Here is a 21,504-nt window from a genome sequence, read left to right as displayed (position 1 = left end):
AGCTCCTGCTGCGTCTGCCCATCCAGCTCAATCGACTTGGCGACCCGCATGGCATCACACCCCCTTGGCCATCGGAGTATGCCTTCGAGCGAAAGTTCAACTAATTCGCGCGCACTACACTAGGTGAACTTGAACGGCACGCTCGACAGCTGCTTGCCGTTGAGCGAGAGCTCCACCCGGTGTGCACCGGCCATCCAGCCGCCGGCCGGGCGCGCCTGCATGAAGCGCACCTGCTGCTGGTTGGCCGCCACGGTGATCTCCTGCTCGCCGACCTTCTTCTGCGCGGGTGCGAGCTGCAGCCAGGTGCAGCGCACCTTCGCGCCGGCCGGCACGCCGACCAGCTCCGCGAACAGATACAGCTGCGGCGTCACAGCGGCGTTGAAGACCTCTTCGGTGCCGTCGGGATCGTCGTCGTCGGACAGCACCAGTTCGGCGAAATGCGGCTCGGCCGCGTGGACCGCCGCGGCGGTGGACACCGCCGCGCAGGCGGCGAACGACAGCAGCGCGCGGCGCCGCAGGCAAACGGATGGGTCTAGCGGTGTGTCTTTCATGTGCATGGCGATTTCCTCGGGGGGACTTTTCAGCGCGCCAGCGTGGACGCGCCGAACAGGCTCTGGATGAATTCGACGGCGAGTTCCGCCGTCCGGTTCCGCACATCGAGCGCCGGGTTGATCTCCACCACGTCCAGCGAGGCCAGCCGGCCGGTGTCGGCGATCATCTCCATGCACAGCTGCATCTCGCGGTAGGTGGGGCCGCCGCGCACGCCGGTGCCCACGCCGGGCGCGTCCGACGGGTCCAGGCAGTCGAGGTCGAAGCTCACGTGCAGGTGCGTGTCCTCGCCCACGTCCTGCAGCACCTCGGTCATGGTGTGGCGCATGCCGTGCTCGTCGATGTGCCGCATGTCGTAGACCGACAGGCCGTGCGTCTGGATCGTCTGCTTCTCGGCGGCGTCCACGCTGCGGATGCCGATGAAGTCGAGGTCGCCCGCCTGGATGGCGGCGCGCTCGCCCGACCAGCCGGTGAGCTCGGCCGGCCCGTGGCCCAGCAGGCACGACACCGGCATGCCATGCAGGTTGCCGCTGGGGCTCAAGGCCTCGGTGTTGACGTCGGTGTGCGCGTCCAGCCACACCACGCGCAGGTGCCTGCGCTGCTTGCGGCAGTGCCGCGCGATGGCGCTGATCGAGCCGATCGCCACGCAATGGTCGCCGCCCATCAGCAGCGGCGCGTGGCCGTCGGCCAGCGCGGCCGACACCGCATCGAACACGGCGCGGTTCCACGCCACCACCTCGGGCAGGTGGCGCGCGCCGGGGCCCTGCGGGCTCCACGGATTGGGCGGTCCGGCCAGGTTGCCGCGGTCCTGCACGCGCAGCCCGCGCGCACGCAAAGCGCCTTCCAGCCCAGCCACGCGCAGCGCGTCGGGACCCATGCCGGCGCCGCGCACGCTGGCACCGACGTCGGTCGGTGCGCCGATGAGGCTCACGATCCGTTCCACTACCGCTCTCCTTCGTGTACGACAACGCGCCGCATAGCACGCAATTGTGAACCCGGCACAAGCACAGCGGGGCTGTGTTGCTACAGGTTGCTTCCGGGATGCCCCGCGTGCGCGCCGTCCAGAAAGCCGAACCGGAAATCGAACATCCGGGCGACGCCCTCGTGCGCGTCACGCGCTCGTGCATCTGCGGCTCCGACATGCACCTCTACCACGGCCTGGTGCCCGACACGCGCGTTGGCTCGACCTTCGGGCACGAATTCACCGGCATCGTGGAAGAGGTTGGCTCTTCTGTGCAGAACCTCAAGAAGGGCGACCACGTCCTGGTGCCCTTCAATATCTTTTGCGGCAGCTGCTTTTTCTGCAAAAAGGAGCTGTTCTCCAACTGCCACAACGTCAAAACCCCGAAGCCACCGCGGTAGGCGGCATCTACGGCTACTCGCATACCACCGGCGGCTACGACGGCGGCCAGGCCGAGTACGTGCGCGTGCCCATGGCCGACGTCGGCCCGACGGTGATTCCTTCCACGCTCGACCTCGACGACGCCGTGCTGCTGACCGATGTGTTTCCCACCGGCTACCAGGCCGCCGAAATGGGCGACATCGAGGAGGGCGACACGGTAGTGGTGTTCGGCGCCGGCCCGGTCGGCCTGATGGCCGCGAAGTCGGCTTGGCTCATGGGCGCGGGCCGAGTGATCGTGGTCGACCACGTCGAGTAAGGGCTTCGTGCGCAAGGCCGCGATCACCACCGCCGTGCTTGGCACGGCGATCTACCTGATGCGGCGCAGGCGCCGCTGATCGCGGCGGCGCGGCTTGCGCTCAGTGCGGCGGGCGCAGGGCGAACACCGCCAGGCGCTCGCCGACTTGCTCGTCCCTGCGGATGCTCAGGATCGATGCAGCGCGCCACGCCCACAAGGCCTGGCGCTGCGCCTCGTCCAGCCAGCCCAGCTGGTCCAGCGCGTGCACGGCCGCGGCGCTTACTGCCTGCTTGCTGCCATCGATCACCTTCACCGCCACCGCCTGCCTGCGGCTGCGGCTGGCGACCACCTGCACGCCGTCGGCGCCGGCCTTGCTGATCCAGTCGCCCTTGCCTGCGCGCATCAGGTCCTGGTCGAGGCGTCCTGTGCCCGACACCAGGTCGGGATGGCCTGTCATCGCGTCGCCCAGCGCGACGAAACTCTCTCCAAATTCACTGTCGCCGGCGCCGCTGGCAAAGCGCGCATAACCGCGCGCCAGCGCCGACAGCGGCATCGCGAAGGCAGGCGCCGAACAGCCGTCGGTGCCCATGCGCAGGTCTTCGGGCCGCATGCCGGTCACGCGCGCCATGGTGTCGCGGATGGCCTGCTGCAGCGGATGGGCGGGCTCCAGATAGGTCTCGGTCGGCAGCCCGTGCAGCTTGCAATAGGCCAGGAAGCCGGTGTGCTTGCCGCTGCAGTTGTGGTTGCGCTCGTCGAAGCTGCCGGGCGCGGGCCGGTGCTCCAGGCCGAGGTCGGCGAAGAACGGCACGTGGCAGCCGCACTGCAGCTGCTTGTAGCCGACGCCGGCCTTGCCCAGCATGTCGTCCACCTGCGCCACGTGCATCGGCTCGCCGCTGTGGCTGGCGCACATCAGCGCCAGGTTGGACGGCGTGAAGCCCAGTTGCCGCGGCCCGCCCGACTGCACGAAGGGCAGCGCCTGGAACGGCTTGATGGCCGAGCGCGGAAAAGTGACCCAGTGCGGGTCGCCGGCCTGCGCCACGACCTTGCCTTGGGCGTCGCACACCGCCACAGCGCCGTAGTGCATGCACTCCAGCGTGCCGCCGCGCAGGGTTTCGAGAAGGGGAACGAGGCAAGCGTGCATGGGGTTATGGCTTTCGCAGGGCGACCAGGATCGCCTGCTGCAGGTCTGTGTTGGTGATCTCGCGCTGCAGGTCGCGCAACTTGCGGCGCGCATCGCGGCGCGCGTCGTCGTCGGCGCTTTCGTTCAGTGCCACGGCAAGGAGGGCGCGCGCGCGGCGCTCGGCCATCACGCGGCGCCCGTCTGCGTCGGGATAGGGCGAACCACGCAGCGCCTTGCCGAAACCGGAGCCCATGCCGGAGCGGGAACGCGGCGGCCCGGGGCGCTTGAAGCCGTCGTCGTCGGTGATGGCGGCGGAAGCCGGGGCGCCCTCGTCCATCGGGGTCGGCTGCCATTGCGGCGAGCCCATGAACGACGGGCTGCCGCGCAACAGCTCCTGGTTGTGCTGCACGTGCGGATGCTGCTGCGCCTGCGGATCGCTCGGCCAGCTGCCGCCCAGCGGCAGGTCGAACACGGTCGGCTCCCGCAGCTGGCGCAGCACGACCTGCAGCTTCGCCGCCGCCTCGCGGCGCAAGGCATTGAATTCACCCCGGGTGATGGTGCCGCGCAGGGCATCCATCACCTCGGTGTGGACGAACTGTTCGGGCCCGCTTGCATCCAGGAACCGCACCGAGATCGTGAACTTGATCCAGTCGGCCTCGAACACCGGCTCGGTGGCGGCCGCGGCCGCCTGGGCCCGCTCGGTGCCGGTGGCTTTGGTGTCGATGTAGATCCCCCGCCCCAGCTTTTCCAGCTGCGGGCGGAACGGGCGCAGCGCGTTCTCCAGCGCCAGCTGTTCGCTGTTGACCTGGTTGGTGCCGATGACCAGGTTCAGCCCGGCGCAAGCGCCGCCGTCGCCGTCGCCCACCAGGTGGCACCACTCGTGGCTGGCCTGCATCCCCTGCTTGGGCTCGGCCGACCAGCCGCCCGGCACCAGCGCGCTGGCCGGGCCGCCCATGGCGGTGCCGGGGTCGCGGCCGCCGCCCTTGCGCGCGGTCGTCGGCGGCTGCGAGAACATCGACTGGTTCCACATCCCCGGCTGCGGGCCGGGCTGGGATGCCAGCAGGTTGAGCGAGGCGGACGGCGAGGGCAGGTCGCGCCGGTCGTCGTGCCGGTGCGTGGGGTCGTCGACGTCCGGGTCCTTGTAGTAGACGAACGGCTGCGTGGGCGGGGCCGGCAGCGGCACGTAGCCTTGCGTGCCGGACACGCCGAAGCGCTTGTCCTCGGGCATCTGCAGCATGCTGGGCAGGATCTGCTGCGGCATGGGCACCGGGCGGAAATGCCGCCCAGGTTGGGCGTGTTCATCATGCCCTGGTAGTTGGGGTTGGGTCCCCACGCCCAGTCGCCGCCCAGGGTGCGGCCGATGTCGCCGCCCTGGCCCAGGTTGGACTGGCGCAGCACCGGGAAAGGCTCATGGATGCGCAGGACCGCGCCGACATCGGCATCGTGGCCGCGCGGATCGTGGTCGCCGCCGGTGACCAGGCTGATCTGGTACACGTGGTACTTGGACTGGTATTTCACGTACCAGGCATCGTGCAGCTTGTCGCCGCGCGAGCCCTGCTGGCCGGGCTGCCGCGTCGCCGCCACGGCGTGCGTCGGCGCCGCGTTCTCCATCGCGCTCTTGCCCGCGTCGTCCACGTACAGCGTCTGCAGCGCCTCCAGGCGCGCGTCCTGCGCGTCGATGTGCGCCTGCTTGTCCGCCGCGACGGCCTCTTCGTCGCCGCGCTCCACCTTGAAGGTGAGCCGCTGCACCGGTGCCGGCCCGAACGCGCTGCGGATGCGCGAGCGCTGCGCCGCCATCGCCGGGCTGGCGTCAATCGCCACGCGCTGCGCGCTCTGGGCACGCGCGCGGCCGGACAGGTCGGCGAACGCCTCCCGCGATTCCTGTGCCTCCTGCCCCGCGCGTGCCTGCACGGGTTCGCTGCGCGGCGTGGCGAGACGGGTGGTGGTGTTGGAAGCGGGCATGGAGCAAGCACCTTAGCCGCCGGGCGTGCCGATGTAAAGCGCTTGGCGGATGAAGCGATCTATTCAAATCCTTCGAGAACCAAAACCTGGTTCTCGGGCTGCCCGATACGAAACACCACCGCGCGCTGCGGCTCCGCAGGCGTGTGCTACGGTTAGCTTCGACGTTGGGCCCTTGCCTGACGATCTTCATTGGAGAACACCATAGGCGACATGTTCTGGAGCATCGACTGGGAGGGCATCTTTACACCGACCAACTCGTTGATGGAGTTGGTCGTGCGAGCCACCATCATGTACTTCCTCCTCTTCGGGTTGCTGAGGCTCGTGCTGAAACGGCAGGCCGGAGGAATCGGAACGACCGATATTCTCGTGATCGTTCTGCTGGCCGATGTTGCTGGAAACGGATTTGCGGCAGAGTACAAGTCGGTGGTCGAAGGCGCCGTTCTCGTCGGCACCATCGTTTTCTGGAGCTTCACGCTCGAATGGGCTGGGCATCGGTTTGCGGCAGTGGAGCGGATTCTCCACGCCCCGACGCTGCTGCTGATCGAAAACGGAAAAATGATTCGCAAGAACATGAAGGCCGAACTCGTCACGACGGAGGAGTTGATGGCCCAGTTGCGCGAAAAAGGTATCGAGGACTGCGCCCAGGTCAAGCGAGCGTGCATGGAAGCCGATGGCATGATCAGTGTCATCAAGATGAATGCATGAGCTTGTATTCCGGCCGCGCCCGAATGGGCGCTGCCATCAAACGCCGCGCTGATTGGCGATCAGCCGCCTAGCGTGCGGTCCTGCTGCCGGTACCAGGCGAGCGCGGCCTCCAGGTGCGCCCGCTCGTAATCGGGCCAGTACGCATCGACGACGTAGATGTCCGCATACACGGACTGCACCGGCAAGAATCCGCTGAGGCGGCGGCCCCCGCCCCAGCGCACCACCAGATCCAGGCGCGACACATCGCCCGACCGCAGGCCGCCTTCGCGCAGGCCATCGAGGTCCCACTCCCAACCGTAGTTCACCAGGAAGTTCACCTTCATGCCTTCGCCCTGCCGGCGCCGGAAGGCGCGCAGTTCAGGCGGGAACAGGGCCGAACTCTCGTCGCCGACCACCAGCAGAGAAGCGCCCCTGCGCGCGATATCGGTCGCGAACTCCACGCAGGCGGCACGGAATCGCTCGGTCTGCTCGGAAGGTCGCCGGGTGTTGTCCTGCGTGAAGCCATAGACGGAAACCTCGTCCACTCCCAGCTGCTTGCAGCGCTCGTACAGCGCAAGTCCCGGTGCGATACCGAAGGAGTAGCCCGCTTCCTTCGGCAATTCTCGCTCCAGTGCCCATCGCCGATTGCCATCAGGGATGAAGCCGATGTGCCTCGGCAGGCCTTTGTTGCTCATGAGTTCGGTCGGGCAAACGACGTGCCGCCATAGAGAGTGGACCTCAGAATTTACAGCTTCTGCGACGGCGCGTGCAACTGGCACATCGCGGCGACCGCCTACAACCGACGTAGTTGCGCGCCGACGAAGAGGCCAGGCCACCCTGCGACGCTGGCATTTGTGCGGCTGAAGCGTACATCGCGCTGACCAAGGCCCTCACTTACGCAAAGGCTATCTCATGCTGGACGTACAGAATAAGCCTGGTCACTGGGCTTCCTGGTTGATCGCCGCCGCCGCATCCCTCGTGCTTGCCGGCTGCGACCGTGCCGACGCCGCCAGGCCCGCCGCGGTTCGAGCGGCTTCCGATGGACCGCAGCAGGGGCCCAATCCAAACGTGCATCAGCGCGGCGACGCCGCGGCAGGACTTGCCGTCTTCCGGTTCGAAACCTTCGGCAACGAAGGCTTCTGGACCGACGCCGCCCGCCTGCCGCAGGGATCCAGGCCAGGATGACGCCGAAGCAGGCGCTGGAGAGCGGGCTGCAGCTGGACATCGAAGCCATGGAGCCTGCCTTGCGTCAACGGATTGAAGCCGAGGCCAAGACCGATTGGTCGCCGGTGCAGGCACCCACGCTCAACGACCCCAACGCGATGGTGGCGATGGTGAACGCCAATGCGGTGGTCGGCCTCGTCGCCAAGGACAGCAACCGCGACGGGCGCACCGATATCCTGCGGGGCGACAAAGTCGGCGTTGCCTGCACCATCTGCCACACCATCACCGACAAGTCGGTGTTCGACCTGAAGGGCGGCGGCTCCATCGGCCGGCGGCTCGACGGCCCGGCCGCGCTGACGCTCAACGTCGGCAAGCTGCTGGCCACGGCCGCCAACTCGCGCGCCTTCTACCCCAACCTGCAGCAGACCTTCATGGGCGTGAGCATCGGGCGCGCGCCGTCCGGGCTGGGCCCGAAGTCGACCGAGGCCGAGGTCGACGCCTACCTCGGCAATCCGGCCTATTACCCGATCGGCACCTTCGACGAAACCCAGGACGGCAACGGCAACCCGGTCAAGAACACGCCGCTGTTCAGGCAGGACCTGGCCGCGCCGTACGGAAGCGCGGGGGAATTTCGGCTGCTGGACGACATCAGCAATGCCTCGTACACCACCAACCTCGATCCCACCACGCTGGTGACGCCCGAGGGCCGGCGGTTCCTGGAGATGAAAGCGGGCCCGGCCGGGCGGCAGCTCGCCAACGAATACGCGCAGATTCTGCGCGAGACGGGTGTCACCGGCTTCCCCTACGTGCAGGCTGCGATGACCGGCAAGGTGGGCGACCCCGCCAGCCCGGTGGGGCGGCGGGTCGACCCGAAGAAGCTGCTCGACATGAATGCCTACCTCGACAGCCTGCCTGCTCCCGCCGCGCCCAAGGTCGACGAGCGCATGGCCGCCAACGGACGCGAAGCGTTCAGGACCCAGTGCACTCAGTGCCACAACGTCGACCAAAGCAGGATCGTTCCGCCTGGGCTGGTGGCGCTGAAGACGCTTTGGCCGGGCTACCGGCCGGTGCCGGTCGGCAAGCGCGGCGACTCCAAGCTCAGCTACATCCTCAACTCCCGTGGCACGTTCGACGACAAGATGATCGTGGTCGATGCCAGCGACCGAGAAGAAAAGCGAGGTAACGCACTGCCGCTGCTGCTGGACCTGGACCGCACCAACCTGTTCTTGCACGACGCTTCGGTCAGCAGCCTGGACAGCTTGCTCGACCCGCGCCGGGGCGAGAAATCTCCACACCCGTTCTACCTGGCCGATGCCGCCAGGCGCGCCGACATGGTGGAGTTCCTGCGGGGGCTGCAAGTCGCGCCGCGCTGACACGTAACGACGAGGTAGCAGGACAGAGTGCTACCTCTCATGTGACCGTTTGGGTCTTGGAAATAGCCGGCGTATCCATCGTAGAACGGTTCTTGCGCTCCCTGGCAATTTTGGCACCAGCTTGCTGGGCCTCGCCATGTCACCTACGGTTCAACCGCGTACTTTCGATCGAGGGCTTTGATGGCCGGTCCTTCGAGTACGCTGCCGTCGATTGCAAAGCGGCTGCCGTGGCAGGGACAATCCCAACTGGTTTCCACTGAATTCCAATGAACCTTGCATCCCAGGTGGGTGCAGACAGACGAGACAGCATGGATTGCTCCGTCCGCGTCTCGGTACGCGGCGACACTGGTTCCGTCGATCTCCACGAGCGCGCCTGTGCCAGGCTGAAGCTTGCTGACCTCGACTTCTTGTCGTTCGGTCAAGTAGTCCTTTACCAACGACTTCACCATAGTTCCCACTTCCTCGGCTATTCCCTTGGCAGCCTTGATCGGGGCGACCCGAGAAGCTCGGAACAGGTGTGAAGCCGAGTTGGTTCGTCCAAGAATTTCGTCAGCAATCAGAGAGCCGGCCAAGGTCCCGTAGACCAGACCATCTGTGCCGAACCCGGTTGCGATGTAGTTGCCCGAAATGTCTTGCCCGATGTAGGGCAGCTTGTCTGGAGATTGGAAGTTTTGGGCGGACCATCGGTACGCGACTTGGTCAATGTCGAAGGTCTCCCGAGCTTTCGCTTCGAGCTCTCCGAGGCAAGCTTTCGCGTCGTGCTGGCCCATCTTCTGGTCTTCGCCGATGATCAGGACGTATTGATTTCCATCGACCTCCAAGCTGCGCACAGAAAGCGACTTGTCCCCCCGACCCCAGAATATGCCAGGCGGACAACTGCCCTTGCCAAGGCACACCGCGATCCCGTACTCCCGGTGGACAACCATGCCCGCCTGCGTTGAGTGAAATCCGATCGGCGAGTGGGTCGCCAGTACGATATGGTCCGCGGTGACAGTTCCATTGGCTGTGCACACTTGCCGTTTTCCGTGATCAACCTCAATCACCGCGGACCGCTCGTGCACCAGACAGCCCTGACGCTGTGCTTGCAGCGCCAAGGCACGAACGTAGCGCAACGGATGAATCTGCGCTTGATTCTCGATGACAAGCGCGGGGCCCTGGGCCCATTGCACCGGCAGCTCGTCTTCCATGCGGGCCGGCAAGCCTGCCAGCAGCGACGCCTCGTGCTCTTTGGAAATGGTTTCGCGCGCGTCCGCCGAGAGGGGGTACAAATATTGTGGGCAGCGCCGCCAGCCGAAATCGACGCCAAGTACGTTGGCCCGGCGTTCGATGTCGTTCACCGCTGTGGTTCGGGCTTGGACCACGCCACGGAGCACATCTTCACCCCACTTGTTTTGGATGGCTGCAAGGCCGCCGCTCACAGTTCCATAAAGATTGCCCGTGGAGCCCCCGGTACTGCCATAGCCAATTTCATGGGCTTCCAGCAAGCAAACGGATTTGCCCTGTTCGACCAGTTGCAATGCAAGCGTGCAGCCTGTGATGCCACCGCCCACTATGGCGACATCTACTTTAAGGTTGGTCGTTGCGAGTGCATCGAACCGACTCGCCCGGCTGGTGCCGCGCCATACAGAAGCGATTTCCATGATGGAACTTTCGTTGTTGAGCTAAGTTGAATCGCGATAAACGACTTTGCACGATCGCCGACATGTCAGATGGAGCCGCGCAACGGCCGTCACCAATTGAATCGTTTCTTACGGCATTGTTGAGCCTGAAGGGCGGCGGCTCCATCGGCCGACGGCGCGGCCGCGCTCACGCTCAACGTCGGGGCAAGCTGCTGGCCACGGCCGCCAACTCGCGCGACATGAATGCCTACCTCGACAGCCTGCCCGCTCCCGCCGCGCCCAAGGTCGGCTGCAGGTCGCGCCGCGCTGACACGACGAGCCCGGCTTGACCCGTCCAATACGTTCTGCGCGCCGCCTCAATCCGGGTCGATGTAGCCGCGCCGCACCGCGTCGGCTTCGTCGCCGAAGATGCCCATGGCGGTGCGCATGCGCCGAAATCCGAACTTCCGGTAGAAGCCTTCCTTGCCCGGCACCGCATACAAAATGATCTTGCGGTGCCCGCGCGATGCATCCACCAGCCGCTGCACGATCTCCTTGCCCAGGCCCGTGCCCTGGTGGCTGGGCAGAACGGCCACGTCGCAGATGTAGGAGCAGTCGACGCCGTCGGCCAGCGCGCGGCCGGCGCCCACCAGCTTGCCGCCGTCGCGCACGAAGCAGCGGAACATGCTGTTGCCGAAGGTGCGGCGCAGGTCGTCGGGCAGCTTGTTGCCCATGGCAATGCGGTACATCGCCGCGAGTTCGTTCCAGTCGACGCCGTCCAGCGCGTCGCTCCATGCGATGGTCGTCGTCGTCATCGGGTGCATGTCCTCATGTCGTGTTCGTGTTCTCGTCGCCGTCAGCGCACCAGCGTTACCGCCGCGGAGAAGGTCAGGAAAGCCGCGGCCGTGGTGAGCAGGATGATGCGCACGATGCGGCCCGTGTCGGCGCCGAAACGCTCGGCCAGGATCGAGACGTTGCTGGCGCTGGGCAGCGCGGCCACCAGCGTCATCACCTGCAGCGTGAAGCTGTCCAGCGGCACGCCCAGCTTGCGCGCCCCGGTGCCAACGCCGAACACCAGCAGCGGGTGCAGCACCAGCTTGGCAAGCGCCATCGGCAGGTAGTCGCGCACCGGCATCGGGCCGTGCTGTTCGGCCGCCGCCACGTACTGCGAGCGCGCCAGCACCGCGCCGATGGTGAACAGCGCCACCGGCGAGGCCGCGTCGGCTAGCAGGCCCAGCGTCTGCATCACCGGCCGGATCGGCTCGATACCCAGCGCCGACGACGCGCCGCCCAGCAAAATGGCCCACGGCAGCGGGTTCACGGCCACGCCCTTCAGCGCCTTGCGCGCCGCCTCGGCCGCGCCGTGCTCGTCGGCCGAGTCCAGCCGCGACAGCCCGATGCACAGCGAGCTGGTGACGATCAGGTCGACCAGCAGGGTGACGATGGCCGGGCCGGTCGCCTTGGCGCCCATCAGCGCCACCAGCAGCGGCACGCCCATGAAGCCGGTGTTGGAAAACGCCGCCACCAGCGCGCCGAACGACGCGTCGTTCCAGCGGATGCGCGCGTTCAGGCTGAAGCGGATGCACAGCGCCACCATCAGCAGCGCGCAGGCCAGGTACACCAGCAGCGCGGCCGGATCGAGCATCTGCGCGATGGGCTGGCCGGCGCCGAAGCGGTACATCAGGCACGGCAGCGCGAAATACAGCACGAAGGTGTTGAGCCCGCCGATGGCCTCGAACGGCAGCATGCGCCGGCGCCCGGCGACGTAGCCGGCCAGCACCAGCGCGAAGAAGGGGAATGTGACCAGCAGGATGTCAAGCACGGGGCGTATTTTCGGCGCAACGGGGACGCGGGGATTTTGCGCGGAGCGGACGCGGTGCGGCCGGTATGATTCGGCACGCTGTCCCGGCATTCTCGCCCCGCGCTGTCCCCCTCCCCCCGATGTCCAACGGCCTCAATCTCGCTCAGCAGGAAGCCGTGAACTACATGCACGGCCCTTGCCTGGTGCTGGCCGGCGCCGGCTCGGGCAAGACGCGCGTGATCACGCACAAGATCGCGCGGCTGATGCAGGCCGGGCTGGACGCCAAGCGCATCGCCGCCATCACCTTCACCAACAAGGCCGCCACCGAAATGCGCGAGCGCGCCAAGGCGCTGGTGGGGCGCGACGCCAAGCACGTGCTGATCTGCACCTTCCACGCGCTGGGCGTGCGCCTGCTGCGCCAGGACGGCGCGGCGCTGGGGCTCAAGCCGCAGTTCTCCATCCTGGACACCGACGACGTCACCAGCATCCTGAAGGATGCCGGCGGCAGCACCGACGCGGCCACCGCGCGCCAGTGGCAATGGGCCATCAGCGCGTGGAAAAGCGCCGGCCTCAATGCCGCGCAGGCCGAAGCCCAGGCCAAGGACGACATCGAACGCACCACGGCGCGCATCATGGCGCGCTACGAGGAGCGGCTGACGGCCTACCAGAGCGTGGACTTCGACGACCTGATCGGACTGCCGCTCAAGCTGCTGCGCGACCACGCCGAAGTGCGCGACAAATGGCAGGCCCTGCTGGGCCACGTGCTGGTGGACGAATACCAGGACACCAACGCCACGCAGTACGAGCTGCTGAAGCTGCTGGTGGGCGAGCGTGGGCGCTTCACCGCGGTGGGCGACGACGACCAGTCGATCTACGGCTGGCGCGGCGCCACCCTGGACAACCTGCGGAAGCTCCCGCAGGAGTACCCGACGCTGAAGGTGGTGAAGCTGGAGCAGAACTACCGCTCCACCGGCGCCATCCTGCGCGCGGCCAACAACGTGATCCAGCCGAACCCCAAGCTGTTTCCGAAGACGCTGTTCTCGGAGCTGGGCGAAGGCGAGCCGGTGCGCGTCGTCGACTGCGACAACGAGGAGCACGAGGCCGAGCGCATGGTCACGCGCATTCAATCCATCCGCGCCAACGGCGGCGGCAAGGACTGGAAGGATTTCGCGGTGCTGTACCGCGCCAACCACCAGGCGCGCATCTTCGAGCAGGCATTGCGCCGCGCGCAGATTCCGTACAAGGTGTCGGGCGGCCAGAGCTTCTTCGACCGCGCCGAAATCCGCGACCTGTGCGCCTGGCTGCGCCTGTGGGTGAACAACGACGACGACCCAGCCTTCCTGCGCTCGGTCACCACGCCCAAGCGCGGCATCGGCCACCAGACCCTGCAAAGCCTGGGCACCTTCGCCAGCAAGTACAAGCTGAGCCTGTTCGAGGCGCTGTTCTCGAATTCGCTGGCCTCGGTGCTGCCGCAGCGCGCGGTGGGCAGCCTGCACGAATTCGGCCGCTACGTGAACGACCTGGAATTCCGCGCGCGGCACACGGTGGGCGCGGAAGATGCGCGCGCCTTCCTGCTGGAGTGGCTCAAGGACATCGGCTACGAAAAGCACCTGTACGACGGCGAGGACAGCGAGAAGCTGGCCGCCTCGCGCTGGACCAACGTGCTGGAGTTCTGCGACTGGATGGCGCAGCGCTGCGGCGGCGAGATCGACGACGCGGCCGGCGTGGCGATGGCCAGCGAGAAGAAGAACCTGCTGGAGGTGGCGCAGACGATCGCGCTGCTGTCCACCATCAGCGAACGCGAGAAGGACCAGAACGTGGTGACCCTGTCCACCCTGCACGCGGCCAAGGGCCTGGAGTGGCCGCACGTGATGCTGGTGGGCGTGGTGGAAGGCCTGCTGCCCTTCAAGCCCGAGGACGAGGGCGGCAAGGTGGTCAGCGAGTCCATCACCCAGCGGCTGCAGGAAGAGCGCCGCCTGATGTACGTGGGCATCACGCGCGCCCAGCGCTCGCTGGCGGTGAGCTGGACCAAGCGGCGCAAGAAGGGCCGCGAGATGGTGGCGGCGCAACCGAGCCGCTTCATCGCGGAGATGGCATTGGAAAAAACGACGACGAGGGAAGACCCGCGCGAGAAGCTGAAGGCGCTGCGCGCGGAGTTCGCCAAGAAGGCGCAGGACACGGCCGCGGCTGCCGCGGCCGCCACCGCCGCGGGGGCGGCATGAAGCGCCTGCTTTTGGCAGCGATGCTGTCGGCTGTCTGCGCGGCGGCGTTTGCGCAAGGCTCAGCGCCCGCTGCTTCCCCCGCCTGCCCCGCGCCCGCCGAGGTGCGGCAGGTGCACATGCTCGGAACATGGCGCGCCACGTTCGACGGCCTGCCGCGCGGCGCCAGCATGCTGTTCGAAAAGCACCCCGAGTACGAGGAAAGCCTGACCGGCTTCATCACCCGCGACGCCGCGAAATCGCAACTGGCCGGCGACGTGGACAAGGGCGAGTTCACGATGGAGGAGTCGTACGACGGCACGCACATCAGCGCCGTGTGGACCGGGGATATCGTCGCAGGATCGTGCGGGCGCGAGATCCGGGGGACTTGGCAGGAAGAGAAGGATCCGCCGAAGCCTTATCCGTTCGTGCTGCGGAAGATGCAGGGGCGCCGGTAAGCCGGACGGCCAGCGCCGGCCGTGGTGGCCTGACGCTTTGTGTCGGCCAAGTCCCACAAGCTTGAGGACTGGCGCGGGGAAGATGCATCGTCATCTACCCTGGAGCACTTTCCATGAAACGCACTCTCGTCGCATTCGGCTGCGCCTTCGCCCTGCTCGGCGGCACTCAGGCGCAGCAGCAACCCGGCGGCGGCAGCCTCGCGGACAAGGCGAAGCAGGCTGCCCAGACCCTCGGGGAGAAAACCAGGGAGGCCGCCGAGAAGGTGAAGAACGCCACACAGAACGCGAAGGCAACTGCCGACCAGAAGACTACCGAGTCCGGCGGCGACGGTGGCGGCCCGGAAACCCAGCGGATGCAGAGGCAGGCGGATGCGAACTACAAGTCGGCCAGCGCTCGATGCCGGCCAATCGAGCAGAGGGCGCAAAAGACGCTGTGCGAAAAGCAGGCCACAGCCGCGCACGCCAACGCCGAAGTGGCCATCGCGAAGGCCAATCTGCGGGCCCGGGGCCAGGGCGGCAACACGGCCACCATGGGCGCCGGAAAGTCCTCTTCCCGCTAGTCGCCGCAGTCCCCGCGGGGCGCCGCGGAGCGCCTCCGATTCCATTGACTCCCCCGAAACGCGGCAATTAAGCTCGTTCCACGCGGATCGCGCTGGTCCTCGGCAACAGGGAGCCTCCATGGAACGAAGAAACTTCCTCACGCGCGCCGGGGTTGCCGGCTGGCTGGCGGCCGCGGTGCCCGCGCCCGCGCTGGCCCAGACCTCCGGCCTGCCGGAGATCCGGTGGCGCATCGCTTCGAGCTACCCGAAGACGCTGTTCACGATCTATGGGGCCATGGAGCTCGTGACGAAAAGGGTCGGCGAGTTCACGGGCGGCCGCTGCAGGTGCTCGACGCGGTCCAGAGCGGCACGGTCGACGCCGGCCACACCGCGAGCTACTTCTACATCGGCAAGGACCCCGCCTTCGGTTTCGGCACGGCATTGCCGTTCGGCCTGAACACGCGCGCCCAGAATGCATGGATCTACGAGGGTGGCGGCGAGAAGCTGCTGCAGGAGTTCTACGACGGGTACGGCGTCAACCACCTGGTGGTCGGCCAGACCAGTGCGCAGATGGCCGGCTGGTACCGCCACGAGATCAAGAGCGCCGAGGACCTGAAGGGCCTGAAGTTCCGCGTCGGCGGGCTCGGCGGGGCGGTGCTGTCCAAGGCCGGCGTGGTGCCGCAGCAGCTGGCCGCGGGCGACCTGTACTCCGCGCTGGAAAAGGGTGTGATCGACGCGGCCGAATTCGTCGGTCCCGCGGACGACGAGCGCCTGGGGCTGCACAAGGTGGCCCGCTACTACTACGTGCCGGGATGGTGGGAAGGCGCCGCGCACCTGTCGCTTTTCGTCGGCAGGAAAGCATGGGCCGCATTGCCGCCCATGTACCAGCAGGCGCTGCGCACCGCCGCGATGGAAGCGACGGCCTGGAGCACGGCGAAGTACGACGTGTCCAACCCGCAGGCGCTGCGCCGGCTGATCGCGGGCGGCGCACTGCTGCGCGCCGTTCCCCGCACCGTCACCACGGCCGCGTTCAAGGCGGCCGGCGAGCTGTACGACGAATACCAGGCCAAGAGCCCTGCCTTCAAGAAGATCTATCCGGCGTGGGCCAGGTTCCGCGAGGAGCAGGTGCGCTGGACGCAGTTCTGCGAGGCGCCGTTCGACAGCACGCTCGCCGCGCCCGTCACGCGGCGGCCGTGAGGCGCCGCGCAGGACCGGCTGCGCCCGTGCTCAGAGCCCGAACTCGTACTCCACCGTGATCGGCGCATGGTCCGAGAATTTCTCGGTCTTGTAGATCTCTTCGTTGCGCGCCAGCGCCGCGATCGCCGGTGTCGCCAGGTGGTAGTCCAGCCGCCAGCCCACGTTCTTCGCATAGGCCTGGCCGCGGTTGCTCCACCACGTGTAGCACTCCTCGGTGGATTCGGGCTTGAGCTTGCGGTACACGTCCACCAGCGCGGTCTCCGACAGCAGCTTCGTCATCCAGGCCCGCTCCTCGGGCAAAAAGCCGCTGTTCTTCTGGTTGCTGCGCCAGTTCTTCAAATCCGCGTTGCCGTGCGCGATGTTCACGTCGCCGCACAAAATGAACTCGCGCTCGGTCTTCAGGCTCGCCAAGTACGGGTCGACTTCATCGAGGAAGCGGAATTTGGCCTGCTGGCGCTCCTCGCCGGACGACCCGCTCGGGAAGTAGCAGCTGATGACGGAGAACTTGCGGCTCGGCGTGTCGAAGCGCAGTTCCACGTAGCGGCCTTCGGCATCGAATTCCGGCGAACCGAAGCCGACGATCACGTCGCTGGGCGCGTGCCTGGTGTACACCGCCACGCCGGAATAGCCTTTTTTCTGGGCAAAGTGGAAATGCCCCTTCAGCCCGGCCAGTTCCTCGAACCGGCCTTCCACGTCCGGCGCCTGCGCCTTGACCTCCTGCACGCAAATACAATCCGGCGTGGTTTTCGCAATCCACGCTTCGACTCCCTTGCTGGCGGCCGATCGGATGCCATTGAGGTTCAGGCTGGTCAGTTTGAACAAGGATCTTCCCATGGCGGTTGATGCGGGCCAGGATGCCCTGGCGCAGGAGTTCGTGCAGTTCGCGGTCGCTTCCGGCGTGCTGCGCTTCGGCGAATTCAAGACGAAGGCCGGAAGGCTGTCGCCCTATTTCTTCAACGCCGGCCTGTTCGACGACGGGGCCAAGCTCGGCCGGCTGGCGCAATTCTATGCACGCCGCATCGTCGATTCCGGCATTGCCTTCGACATGCTGTTCGGCCCGGCCTACAAGGGCATCCCGCTGGCCGCCGCGGTCGCCATCGAACTCGCCCGCCTGGGCCGCAACGTGCCCTACGCCTACAACCGCAAGGAAGCCAAGGACCACGGCGAGGGCGGCTCGCTGGTCGGCGCGCCGGTGCGCGGGCGGGTGCTGATCGTGGACGACGTGATGTCCGCCGGAACCGCCGCGCGCGAATCCATCGCCATCATCCAGGCCGCCGGCGCCACCCCGCAGGCGGTGGCCATCGCGCTGGACCGGCAGGAGAAGGCGACGGAGGACGGCAACGACGTGCCGTGGAGCGCCGTGCAATATGTCCGCGAGCGCCTGGGCTTGCAGGTTTGCGCGATTGCCAGGCTGGCCGATTTGCTCCAGTATCTGCGCGACCACAAGGGCAGCGACCTGGGGAGCCACTACGACCGGGTGCTGGCCTACCGCGAACGCTACGGCGTGGACTAGGCTCTGTTCACACGAAAAAAGGACGATGGCGTGCCGCTGACGCGAGGAACTGCTCTGGGTGTGCTGCTGGCCGGCTGCCTCGGGCCGGCCTGCGCGCAGGAGGGCATCTACACCTGCATCAATGCCAAGGGCCAGCGCATCACCGCCGACCGGCCCATCGCCGAATGCCTGGACCGCGAGCAGAAGGAACTCACCTCCACCGGCTCGGTCAAGCGCAAGATCGGCCCCAGCCTGACGGCCGAAGAACGCGCCGCCCAGGAGGAACGCCTGCAGAAGGAAGCCGAGGAACGCAACCGCCTGGCCGAAGAGAAAAAGCGCGACCGCGCCCTGCTGGCGCGCTACCCCATGCGCGCCACGCACGACCGCGAACGCGCCAACGCGCTCAAGGCGGTGGACGAAGCGATGCAGAGCGCGCGCAAACGCATTGCCGAGCTGCAGGACCAGCGCCAGAAGCTGCAGGCGGAAACCGAGTTCTACAAGGGCGACGCCGCCAAGACGCCGGCCCGGCTGAAGCGCCAGTTCGAAGAGAACGAGCAGCACACCGCCGCCCAGAAGCGCTTCATCGCCAACCAGCAGGAAGAAGTTGCGCGCGTGAACGACCGCTTCGACCATGAGCTGGCAAAGCTGCAGGGCCTGTGGGAGCAGCAGCGCCAGCTGCAAAGCGCCGCCGCCGCGGTGCGCACGCCAGCGTCCCGCCCCGGCGCGACGCCATAGGCCTCAGATGCCGAGTTTCTTGCGCAGCAGGTCGTTCACCTGCTGCGGATTCGCCTTGCCCTTGGTTGCCTTCATCGCCTGGCCGACCAGCGCGTTGAAGGCCTTGTCCTTGCCGGCACGGATCTGTTCGACGTTGGCCGCGTTGGCGGCGATCACCTCGTCGATGATTTGTTCCAGCGCGCCGCTGTCGTTCATCTGCTTCAAGCCCTTGGCCTCGATCACGGCGTCCACGTCGGCGCCCTCGCCGGACCACAGCGCCTCGAACACCTGGCGCGCGGCGTTGTTCGACACCGTGCCGTCGGCAATGCGGCGAATCAGGGCGGCGAGCACCGCCGCACCGACAGGCGCGGCTTCGATGCCGACGTCCTGTGCGTTCAGCCGGCGCGACACCTCGCCCATGATCCAGTTGCTGGCCAGCTTGGCCTGCCCGCTGGCCTTGGCGGCTTCCTCGAAGTACGCGGCCATCGCCTTGGTCTGCGTGAGCGTGGTCGCGTCGTATTCAGGCAGGCCGTAGTCGGCGACGAAGCGCGCGGCCATGGCGCGTGGCAGCTCGGGCATCTCTGCCTGCACGCGCGCGATCCACTCGGGCGCGATCACCAGCGGCGGCAGATCGGGGTCGGGGAAGTAGCGGTAGTCGGCCGCGTCTTCCTTGGTGCGCATGGAGCGCGTCTCGCCGGTGTCGGGATCGAACAGCACCGTGGCCTGCTGGATCGCCAGGCCGTCCTCCAGCTGCTCGATCTGCCAGCGCACCTCGTAGTCGATGGCCTGCTGCATGAACTTGAAGCTGTTCAGGTTCTTGATCTCGCGCCGCGTGCCCAGCGGGCCGCCCGGCTTGCGCACCGACACGTTGGCGTCGCAGCGGAAGCTGCCTTCCTGCATGTTGCCGTCGCAGATGCCGATCCAGGTGACGATCTTGTGCAGCTCCTTGGCGTACGCCACCGCCTCGTCGGAACTGCGCATGTCCGGCTCGGTGACGATTTCCAGCAGCGGCGTGCCGGCGCGGTTCAGGTCGATGCCCGACTGCCCGATGAAGTCCTCGTGCAGCGACTTGCCGGCGTCTTCTTCCAGGTGCGCGCGCACCAGGCGCACGGTCTTCTTCTCCGATTGTCCTGAGCCTGTCGAAGGGCCCAGGAAGAACTCGACCACGCCACCCTGCACCACCGGAATCTCGAACTGGCTGATCTGGTAGCCCTTGGGCAGGTCGGGATAGAAATAATTCTTGCGCGCGAAGATGCTGCGCGGCGCAACGAGCGCGCCATCATTGTTGTTGACCGCCAGGCCGAAGCGGATGGCGCGCTCGACCGCGCCTTTGTTCATCACCGGCAAGGTACCGGGCAGCGCCAGGTCCACCGGCGCCGCCTGCGTGTTCGGCTCGGCACCGAAGGCAGTGGAGGCGCGGCTGAAGATCTTGCTGTGGGTGGACAGCTGCGTGTGGGTTTCGAAGCCGATGACGACTTCGTAACCGTGAACGAGTTTTGCGCTCATGTCAGAACCCCTCCGGCTTGCGCTGGTGGAAGTCCGTCGCCTGCTGGAAGCGGTGCGCCGCGTTCAGCAGCTTGGCTTCGCCGAAGTAGTTGCCGATCAGCTGCAAGCCCACCGGCATGCCGCCCGTACCGAATCCGCAGGGAATGCTCATGCCGGGCAGGCCGGCCAGCGACGCGGGCAAGGTGAAGATGTCGGCCAGGTAGTTGGCCACCGGGTCGTCGGCCTTTTCGCCGAGCTTCCAGGCCACCGTGGGCGCCACCGGGCCGGCGATCACGTCGCACTGCGTGAAGGCCTGCTGGAAGTCGTCGGCCAGCATGCGGCGGATCTTCTGCGCCTGCAGGTAGTAGGCGTCGTAGTAGCCGTGCGACAGCACGTAGGTGCCGATCATGATGCGGCGCTTGACCTCGTCGCCGAAGCCTTCGGACCGCGTCTTCTTGTACATGTCCAGCAGGTCGCCGTGCTGCTGCGCGCGGTGGCCGAACTTCACGCCGTCGAAGCGCGAGAGGTTGGAGCTCGCCTCGGCCGGCGCGATGATGTAGTACACGGGAATGGCCAGCTCGGTGCGCGGCAGCGAGATCTCCACCAGCGTTGCGCCCAGCTTCTCGTATTCCTTCAGCGCGGCATCAATGGCGGCACGCACGTCGCCCGCCAGGCCTTCGCCGAAGAACTCTTTCGGAATGCCGATGCGCAGTCCGTCGATGGACGCGTCGAGCGACGCGGCGTAGTCCTCGGCCGGGCGGTCCAGCGAGGTGGAGTCGCGGTCCAGGTCGGGGCCGCATATGGCGCTGAGCAGCAGCGCGCAATCTTCGGCAGTGCGCGCCATCGGGCCGGCCTGGTCCAGGCTGGAGGCGTAGGCGATCATTCCGTAGCGCGAGGCGCGGCCGTAGGTCGGCTTGATGCCGGTGATGCCGCAGAACGATGCCGGCTGGCGGATCGATCCGCCGGTGTCGGTGCCGGTGGCCGCCGGCACGTAGCGCGCGGCCACCGCGGCGGCGCTGCCGCCCGAGGAGCCGCCGGGAATGCGCGTGGTGTCCCACGGGTTCTTCACCGGCTTGAAGGCGGAGTTCTCGTTGGACGAACCCATGGCGAATTCGTCGCAGTTGAGTTTGCCCAGGCTCACCATGCCGGCTTCGGCCAGCTTGCGCACCACGGTGGCGTCGAAGGGCGAGCGGTAGCCGCCCAGCTCCTTGGGGTCGGCCAGCATTTTCGAGCCGGCGGTGCTGGGGAAATCGGTGGTGACGAAGATGTCCTTGTGCGCCACCGGCACGCCCAGCAGCGGCACCGTGTCGCCGGCGGCGAGGCGCGCATCGGCCGCGCGGGCCTGGGCGCGGGTGGCTTCCAGGTTGGTCGCGAGGAAGGCGCCCAGGCCGTCGGCCAGCTGTTCCTTTTCCATCAGCCGCGCTGTGAAGTGCTCGGCCACTTCCACCGCCGACGTTTGCCTGGAACGCAAGGCCCGCGCCAACTCGGCCACGGTCAGGTCGTGCAGTTCGCCGCTCATTCGATCACCTTCGG

At 67.1% G+C, this 21,504-nt stretch carries 20 protein-coding genes and 2 pseudogenes; 11 read left to right on the top strand and 11 right to left on the bottom strand.

Translation table 11 applies throughout. The features are described from left to right. Positions 1-119 precede the first annotated feature (119 nt). Both H0U68_RS13670 and rocF read right to left on the bottom strand, forming a co-directional pair. The gene (locus H0U68_RS13670; RefSeq protein WP_296356462.1) at positions 120-557 is read right to left on the bottom strand and encodes a hypothetical protein; all 438 of its coding nucleotides are present in this window, start codon (positions 555-557) and stop codon (positions 120-122) included. Between the two features lie 23 nt (positions 558-580). Further along, the gene (gene rocF / locus H0U68_RS13665; protein ID WP_296356460.1) at positions 581-1,492 is read right to left on the bottom strand and encodes an arginase; all 912 of its coding nucleotides are present in this window, start codon (positions 1,490-1,492) and stop codon (positions 581-583) included. A gap of 98 nt (positions 1,493-1,590) precedes the next feature. Here rocF and H0U68_RS13660 point away from each other — a divergent pair. After that, positions 1,591-2,204: pseudogene (locus tag H0U68_RS13660) on the top strand (alcohol dehydrogenase catalytic domain-containing protein); the annotation flags it as partial. 103 nt (positions 2,205-2,307) lie between these two features. On the opposite strand, the gene H0U68_RS13655 reads toward H0U68_RS13660, so the two are convergent. Together H0U68_RS13655 and H0U68_RS13650 are read right to left on the bottom strand one after the other, a co-directional pair. Then, positions 2,308-3,327 (bottom strand): asparaginase, encoded by a 1,020-nt coding sequence (locus H0U68_RS13655; RefSeq protein ID WP_296356458.1) that lies wholly within the window; start codon positions 3,325-3,327, stop codon positions 2,308-2,310. Positions 3,328-3,331: 4 nt separating this feature from the next. Continuing rightward, positions 3,332-4,567, bottom strand: a complete 1,236-nt coding sequence (locus H0U68_RS13650; RefSeq protein ID WP_296356456.1) for a hypothetical protein — start codon at positions 4,565-4,567, stop codon at positions 3,332-3,334. A gap of 149 nt (positions 4,568-4,716) precedes the next feature. Here H0U68_RS13650 and H0U68_RS13645 point away from each other — a divergent pair, with 149 nt between their 5' ends. After that, entirely contained in the window at positions 4,717-5,424 is a 708-nt protein-coding gene (locus H0U68_RS13645) for a hypothetical protein (RefSeq protein WP_296356454.1), read from the top strand. Between the two features lie 54 nt (positions 5,425-5,478). After that, the gene (locus H0U68_RS13640; protein WP_296356452.1) at positions 5,479-5,973 is read left to right on the top strand and encodes a YetF domain-containing protein; all 495 of its coding nucleotides are present in this window, start codon (positions 5,479-5,481) and stop codon (positions 5,971-5,973) included. Between the two features lie 59 nt (positions 5,974-6,032). On the opposite strand, the gene H0U68_RS13635 is transcribed toward H0U68_RS13640, so the two are convergent. Further along, complete coding sequence (locus tag H0U68_RS13635) at positions 6,033-6,647, bottom strand: undecaprenyl diphosphate synthase family protein (protein ID WP_296356449.1); 615 nt, start codon at positions 6,645-6,647, stop codon at positions 6,033-6,035. A gap of 217 nt (positions 6,648-6,864) precedes the next feature. Here H0U68_RS13635 and H0U68_RS13630 point away from each other — a divergent pair, with 217 nt between their 5' ends. Both H0U68_RS13630 and H0U68_RS13625 read left to right on the top strand, forming a co-directional pair. Beyond that, entirely contained in the window at positions 6,865-7,137 is a 273-nt protein-coding gene (locus H0U68_RS13630; protein WP_296356448.1) for a hypothetical protein, read from the top strand. After that, positions 7,134-8,489 carry a hypothetical protein gene (locus tag H0U68_RS13625; protein WP_296356446.1) on the top strand — a complete coding sequence of 452 codons (1,356 nt, stop codon included), beginning with the start codon at positions 7,134-7,136 and terminating at the stop codon, positions 8,487-8,489. The genes H0U68_RS13630 and H0U68_RS13625 overlap by 4 nt, the downstream gene beginning before the upstream one ends. A gap of 143 nt (positions 8,490-8,632) precedes the next feature. On the opposite strand, the gene H0U68_RS13620 is transcribed toward H0U68_RS13625, so the two are convergent. The 3 genes from H0U68_RS13620 to H0U68_RS13610 form a co-directional block, all read right to left on the bottom strand. Continuing rightward, positions 8,633-10,129: an FAD-dependent oxidoreductase gene (locus H0U68_RS13620; protein WP_296356444.1), complete on the bottom strand. Its 1,497-nt coding sequence runs from the start codon at positions 10,127-10,129 to the stop codon at positions 8,633-8,635. A 335-nt stretch (positions 10,130-10,464) separates the two neighbouring features. Beyond that, on the bottom strand, positions 10,465-10,902 hold the full coding sequence (locus H0U68_RS13615) for a GNAT family N-acetyltransferase (RefSeq protein WP_296356442.1): 438 nt from the start codon (positions 10,900-10,902) through the stop codon (positions 10,465-10,467). A 41-nt stretch (positions 10,903-10,943) separates the two neighbouring features. Further along, positions 10,944-11,909 carry an AEC family transporter gene (locus H0U68_RS13610; RefSeq protein ID WP_296356440.1) on the bottom strand — a complete coding sequence of 322 codons (966 nt, stop codon included), beginning with the start codon at positions 11,907-11,909 and terminating at the stop codon, positions 10,944-10,946. A 119-nt stretch (positions 11,910-12,028) separates the two neighbouring features. On the opposite strand from H0U68_RS13610, the gene H0U68_RS13605 reads away from it, so the two are divergent. From H0U68_RS13605 to dctP, 4 genes and pseudogenes are all read left to right on the top strand, one after another. Continuing rightward, a complete protein-coding gene (locus H0U68_RS13605; protein WP_296356438.1) occupies positions 12,029-14,110 on the top strand; it encodes a UvrD-helicase domain-containing protein in 2,082 nt (693 codons plus the stop codon). Further along, positions 14,107-14,544 carry a hypothetical protein gene (locus tag H0U68_RS13600; RefSeq protein WP_296356436.1) on the top strand — a complete coding sequence of 146 codons (438 nt, stop codon included), beginning with the start codon at positions 14,107-14,109 and terminating at the stop codon, positions 14,542-14,544. The genes H0U68_RS13605 and H0U68_RS13600 overlap by 4 nt, the downstream gene beginning before the upstream one ends. 113 nt (positions 14,545-14,657) lie before the next feature. Beyond that, positions 14,658-15,104, top strand: a complete 447-nt coding sequence (locus H0U68_RS13595) for a hypothetical protein (protein WP_296356434.1) — start codon at positions 14,658-14,660, stop codon at positions 15,102-15,104. A 118-nt stretch (positions 15,105-15,222) separates the two neighbouring features. Further along, positions 15,223-16,280: pseudogene (gene dctP / locus H0U68_RS13590) on the top strand (TRAP transporter substrate-binding protein DctP). Positions 16,281-16,310: 30 nt separating this feature from the next. On the opposite strand, the gene H0U68_RS13585 reads toward dctP, so the two are convergent. Beyond that, the gene (locus tag H0U68_RS13585; RefSeq protein WP_296356432.1) at positions 16,311-17,102 is read right to left on the bottom strand and encodes an exodeoxyribonuclease III; all 792 of its coding nucleotides are present in this window, start codon (positions 17,100-17,102) and stop codon (positions 16,311-16,313) included. A 10-nt stretch (positions 17,103-17,112) separates the two neighbouring features. Here H0U68_RS13585 and pyrE point away from each other — a divergent pair, with 10 nt between their 5' ends. After that, the gene (gene pyrE / locus H0U68_RS13580) at positions 17,113-17,793 is read left to right on the top strand and encodes an orotate phosphoribosyltransferase (protein WP_296356430.1); all 681 of its coding nucleotides are present in this window, start codon (positions 17,113-17,115) and stop codon (positions 17,791-17,793) included. 30 nt (positions 17,794-17,823) lie between these two features. Next, complete coding sequence (locus H0U68_RS13575) at positions 17,824-18,507, top strand: DUF4124 domain-containing protein (RefSeq protein ID WP_296356429.1); 684 nt, start codon at positions 17,824-17,826, stop codon at positions 18,505-18,507. A gap of 3 nt (positions 18,508-18,510) precedes the next feature. Here the strand turns inward: H0U68_RS13575 and gatB are convergent, their stop codons facing one another. Continuing rightward, the gene (gatB, locus tag H0U68_RS13570; protein ID WP_296356427.1) at positions 18,511-19,992 is read right to left on the bottom strand and encodes an Asp-tRNA(Asn)/Glu-tRNA(Gln) amidotransferase subunit GatB; all 1,482 of its coding nucleotides are present in this window, start codon (positions 19,990-19,992) and stop codon (positions 18,511-18,513) included. A 1-nt stretch (position 19,993) separates the two neighbouring features. Beyond that, positions 19,994-21,490: an Asp-tRNA(Asn)/Glu-tRNA(Gln) amidotransferase subunit GatA gene (gene gatA / locus H0U68_RS13565; protein WP_296356463.1), complete on the bottom strand. Its 1,497-nt coding sequence runs from the start codon at positions 21,488-21,490 to the stop codon at positions 19,994-19,996. Positions 21,491-21,504: the final 14 nt, after the last annotated feature.

The sequence above is a fragment of the Ramlibacter sp. genome (assembly GCF_013697775.1).
GTDB lineage: Bacteria > Pseudomonadota > Gammaproteobacteria > Burkholderiales > Burkholderiaceae_C > Ramlibacter.
The sequence above is the reverse complement of the archived record's forward strand: the minus strand, read 5'-3'. Positions and strand labels throughout refer to the sequence as shown.

Coding starts and splice junctions, on each gene's coding strand:
- H0U68_RS13670 (WP_296356462.1), bottom strand. CDS start 557: ATGCACATGAAAGACACACCGCTAGACCCATCCGTTTGCCTGCGGCGC.
- H0U68_RS13655 (WP_296356458.1), bottom strand. CDS start 3,327: ATGCACGCTTGCCTCGTTCCCCTTCTCGAAACCCTGCGCGGCGGCACG.
- H0U68_RS13650 (WP_296356456.1), bottom strand. CDS start 4,567: ATGCCGCAGCAGATCCTGCCCAGCATGCTGCAGATGCCCGAGGACAAG.
- H0U68_RS13645 (WP_296356454.1), top strand. CDS start 4,717: ATGGATGCGCAGGACCGCGCCGACATCGGCATCGTGGCCGCGCGGATC.
- H0U68_RS13640 (WP_296356452.1), top strand. CDS start 5,479: ATGTTCTGGAGCATCGACTGGGAGGGCATCTTTACACCGACCAACTCG.
- H0U68_RS13635 (WP_296356449.1), bottom strand. CDS start 6,647: ATGAGCAACAAAGGCCTGCCGAGGCACATCGGCTTCATCCCTGATGGC.
- H0U68_RS13630 (WP_296356448.1), top strand. CDS start 6,865: ATGCTGGACGTACAGAATAAGCCTGGTCACTGGGCTTCCTGGTTGATC.
- H0U68_RS13625 (WP_296356446.1), top strand. CDS start 7,134: ATGACGCCGAAGCAGGCGCTGGAGAGCGGGCTGCAGCTGGACATCGAA.
- H0U68_RS13620 (WP_296356444.1), bottom strand. CDS start 10,129: ATGGAAATCGCTTCTGTATGGCGCGGCACCAGCCGGGCGAGTCGGTTC.
- H0U68_RS13615 (WP_296356442.1), bottom strand. CDS start 10,902: ATGACGACGACGACCATCGCATGGAGCGACGCGCTGGACGGCGTCGAC.
- H0U68_RS13605 (WP_296356438.1), top strand. CDS start 12,029: ATGTCCAACGGCCTCAATCTCGCTCAGCAGGAAGCCGTGAACTACATG.
- H0U68_RS13600 (WP_296356436.1), top strand. CDS start 14,107: ATGAAGCGCCTGCTTTTGGCAGCGATGCTGTCGGCTGTCTGCGCGGCG.
- H0U68_RS13595 (WP_296356434.1), top strand. CDS start 14,658: ATGAAACGCACTCTCGTCGCATTCGGCTGCGCCTTCGCCCTGCTCGGC.
- pyrE (WP_296356430.1), top strand. CDS start 17,113: ATGGCGGTTGATGCGGGCCAGGATGCCCTGGCGCAGGAGTTCGTGCAG.
- gatB (WP_296356427.1), bottom strand. CDS start 19,992: ATGAGCGCAAAACTCGTTCACGGTTACGAAGTCGTCATCGGCTTCGAA.
- gatA (WP_296356463.1), bottom strand. CDS start 21,490: ATGAGCGGCGAACTGCACGACCTGACCGTGGCCGAGTTGGCGCGGGCC.